At 70.0% G+C, this 3365-nt stretch carries 5 protein-coding genes; 3 read left to right on the top strand and 2 right to left on the bottom strand.

What is annotated here, in order from left to right; all coding sequences use genetic code 11:
* Positions 1-59 precede the first annotated feature (59 nt).
* Entirely contained in the window at positions 60-293 is a 234-nt protein-coding gene (locus tag GA0115259_RS18685) for an Lrp/AsnC family transcriptional regulator (RefSeq protein ID WP_046495896.1), read from the bottom strand.
* Positions 294-499: 206 nt separating this feature from the next.
* Between GA0115259_RS18685 and GA0115259_RS18690 the strand changes: the two genes are divergently transcribed.
* Both GA0115259_RS18690 and thiD read left to right on the top strand, forming a co-directional pair.
* The gene (locus GA0115259_RS18690; protein ID WP_093598267.1) at positions 500-1471 is read left to right on the top strand and encodes a thiamine-phosphate kinase; all 972 of its coding nucleotides are present in this window, start codon (positions 500-502) and stop codon (positions 1469-1471) included.
* Between the two features lie 74 nt (positions 1472-1545).
* Positions 1546-2346 (top strand): bifunctional hydroxymethylpyrimidine kinase/phosphomethylpyrimidine kinase, encoded by an 801-nt coding sequence (gene thiD / locus GA0115259_RS18695; RefSeq protein ID WP_093598270.1) that lies wholly within the window; start codon positions 1546-1548, stop codon positions 2344-2346.
* Between the two features lie 123 nt (positions 2347-2469).
* On the opposite strand, the gene rpmB is transcribed toward thiD, so the two are convergent.
* Positions 2470-2655 carry a 50S ribosomal protein L28 gene (rpmB, locus tag GA0115259_RS18700; RefSeq protein WP_003957616.1) on the bottom strand — a complete coding sequence of 62 codons (186 nt, stop codon included), beginning with the start codon at positions 2653-2655 and terminating at the stop codon, positions 2470-2472.
* A 263-nt stretch (positions 2656-2918) separates the two neighbouring features.
* Between rpmB and GA0115259_RS18705 the strand changes: the two genes are divergently transcribed.
* A partial coding sequence (locus GA0115259_RS18705) for a DAK2 domain-containing protein (RefSeq protein ID WP_370748133.1) occupies positions 2919-3365 on the top strand: 447 nt, incomplete at its 3' end.

Below are 3365 nucleotides of genomic sequence, written 5' to 3' on the forward strand. Positions count from 1 at the left end.
CGCGGCAGCGGCTGATGTCACTGCGGGCACGCGAGCCCGGCAAGATCCAAACGAGAGGCCTAGAGATGCACGACCGGGCAGGTCAGGGTGCGGGTGATGCCGTCCACTTGCTGGATCTTGGCCACCACCATGCGTCCCAGCTCATCGACGGTGTCCGCCTGAGCGCGCACGATCACATCGTAGGGACCGGTGACGTCCTCGGCCTGGGTCACTCCCGGAATCTTGGCGATGGTCTCGGCGACGGTCGTCGCCTTGCCCACCTCGGTCTGAATAAGGATGTACGCCTGTACCACGGAACCTCCAGGGCGGCCACGAGGATCATGTGGGGAGAAGAGACGCCACGGTATCGCGTCGTCGCGGGCCACGGGGAGACCCGGGTGTCCGGTGGCGCGCACGGGGTGGCGTGCGGCAGACAGAAGTTGACGTATCTCATGACGCTACGGACAGCAGCGAGGGACCGCGACCGCAGACGCGGCCCGACGAGGAGAGGGGAGTCCCGGTGAAGGGAACCGTGGGCGAGTTGGGGGAGTTCGGACTCATCAGAGAGCTCACGTCCCGGCTCACCACCACCCCGGCGGTCCGGCTCGGGCCGGGCGACGACGCCGCGGTCGTGGCCGCGCCCGACCGTCGGGTCGTGGCGAGTACGGACCTGCTGCTGGAAGGGCGGCACTTCCGCCGCGACTGGTCGACGGCGTACGACGTGGGCCGCAAGGCCGCCGCGCAGAACCTCGCCGACATCGCGGCTATGGGCGCCGTCCCCACCGCGCTGCTGCTCGGGCTGGTCGTCCCGGCCGAACTCCCGGTCACCTGGCCCACCGAGCTGATGGACGGCATCCGTGACGAGTGCCAGGTCGCGGGCGCGGCCGTGGTCGGCGGCGATGTCGTACGCGGTGACACCATCACCATCGCCATCACCGCCCTCGGCGATCTGCGCAACCATGAGCCGGTGACCAGATCCGGTGCCCGGCCCGGCGATGTCGTCGCCTACACCGGCTGGTTGGGCTGGTCGGCGGCCGGACACGCGGTGCTCTCCCGGGGCTTCCGCTCACCGCGCGCCTTTGTCGAGGCGCACCGCAGACCGGAACCGCCGTACCACGCGGGCCCTGCGGCGGCCGGGCTCGGCGCCACCGCCATGACCGATGTCAGCGACGGACTCGTCGCCGACCTCGGGCATATCGCGGACGCCAGCAAGGTCCGTATCGATCTGCGCTCCGGACTGATCGACATCCCTTCGCAGATGAACGACATCGGCCAGGCGGTCGGGATCGATCCGCTCCAGTGGGTGCTGACCGGAGGCGAGGACCACGCGATCGTCGCCACCTTCCCGGCCGACACGAAGCTGCCCGCCCGCTGGAAGGTGATCGGCGAGGTTCTCGGTCTCTCGGCGCTGCCTCAGGTGACGGTCGACGGAGCGCCCTGGACCAGCAAGGGCGGCTGGGACCACTTCGGGGACATCGAGGACCACCAATAGACCGACCACCAGTGGACCGGGGATCACCGAAGACCGGGGATCACCGACCGCGCGGCCGGCGGTAGATTCGCTCCATGGCGATACCCGTGCCTCCTCGTGTGCTGACCGTCGCCGGATCCGACTCCGGCGGCGGCGCCGGTATCCAGGCGGATCTGAAGACCATGCTGGCGTTCGGTGTCCATGGCATGAGCGTGCTCACCGCCGTCACCGCACAGAACTCGCTCGGTGTGCGGGGCGCCTGGGAACTGCCCGTCGAAGCGGTACGGGCCCAGTACCGCGCGGTGGTGGACGACATCGGTGTACAGGCCGTGAAGACCGGCATGCTCTCCTCCGCCGAACTGGTCGCGGCCGTCGCGGAACTGCTCGCGGACACCGCCGTGCCCGTGGTGGTCGATCCGGTCGGTGTCTCCAAGCACGGCGATCCGCTGCTGGCCGCCTCCGCGCTGGACGGTGTACGGAACCTGCTGCTGCCGGTGGCGACCGTCGCCACGCCCAATCTGGACGAGGTGGCCCAGCTCACCGGAGTACGCGTGGAGGACGAGACGGGCCTGCGGCGCGCGGCCGACGCCGTTCTCGCGTTCGGGCCCGGCTGGGCGCTGATCAAGGGCGGACATCTGCCGGGCGACGCCGTGGATCTGCTGACCGACGGCCATGAGGAGCACTGGCTGCGGGCACCGCGCCAGGACAACCGTCATACGCATGGGACGGGCTGCACTCTCGCGTCGGCGATCGCCGCCGGGCTCGCGGGCGGGCAGGGCGTGGTGGAGGCCGTAGTGGCGGCCAAGGAGTATGTGACGGGCGCGATCGAGCACGGCTTTCCGCTGGGCGCGGGCATCGGTCCTGTGGACCACGCGTGGCGCTTCCGCAGGCCGTGAGCCGGAGGCCGGCCGCGTACCGAAGGAATGACCGATGACCATGGTCAGGGACGGCAAAAAGCCGGTCCACCGAGATGGACCGGCTTTCAAGGCAACCGCAGGGGCTGCGCTACGACGCAGGCGTCAGCGCGAGACCTTGCCGGCCTTGATGCACGAGGTGCAGACGTTGAGCCGCTTCGGCGTCCGACCGACCACGGCACGCACGCGCTGGATGTTCGGGTTCCAGCGACGGGACGTACGGCGGTGCGAGTGCGAAATGTTGTTGCCGAAGCCCGGCCCCTTGCCGCAGACGTCGCAGTTGGCAGCCACGGGTCACTCCAAAGACTTCAGATGCACGTACAGAGATATCCGGCGTGCCTGAATCAGTGACTCCGGAATCAGTGACTGATGTGGCGTTGCCGGGGGAATGGCCCGACTTTCATCGGGCAACCGCAGCAGCATACAACGCCTGCCTCGGTACAACGAAACTACCATGAGCCGGACCGGCCCCCGCCCGGCCCCGGCCTCATGACCGTCCCAGGGCCGCTCCACGGTCGCCGCGCGGTCCCCCCTCCGCGCGCGGGCTACCCTGCGTGCAGCCCGCTTCCAGGCCGCTCAAGGAGGAGCATCAGGTGCCGCAGACCCTCGACGCCGCAGAGGTGCGGAACTGGTGCTCACTGGCGCTGGAGGCCCTCGGCCGCGAGCGTGAGGAGATCGACGCGATCAATGTCTATCCGGTCGCGGACGGTGACACCGGTACGAATCTCTATCTGACCGTGGAGTCCGCGGCACAGGCGGTCGAGGCGGTCTTCGCCGCGCACGAGACCGGTATGTCCGAGCCCGGCCCGGCCGATGCCGTACGGGCCATGGCGCATGGCGCGCTGCTCGGCGCCCGCGGGAATTCGGGCACGATCCTGGCGCAGCTGCTGCGCGGGATGGCCGAGGTGCTGGCAGCCCCGGCGTCCGACGGCGGGAAGGGGGGCGGAGGGAAGGGCGGCGACGGCGGCGGGAACCGGCTCGCGCCGGCGCTGCGGCGGGCC

It is taken from the genome of Streptomyces sp. MnatMP-M17 (genome assembly GCF_900091995.1).
GTDB lineage: Bacteria > Actinomycetota > Actinomycetes > Streptomycetales > Streptomycetaceae > Streptomyces.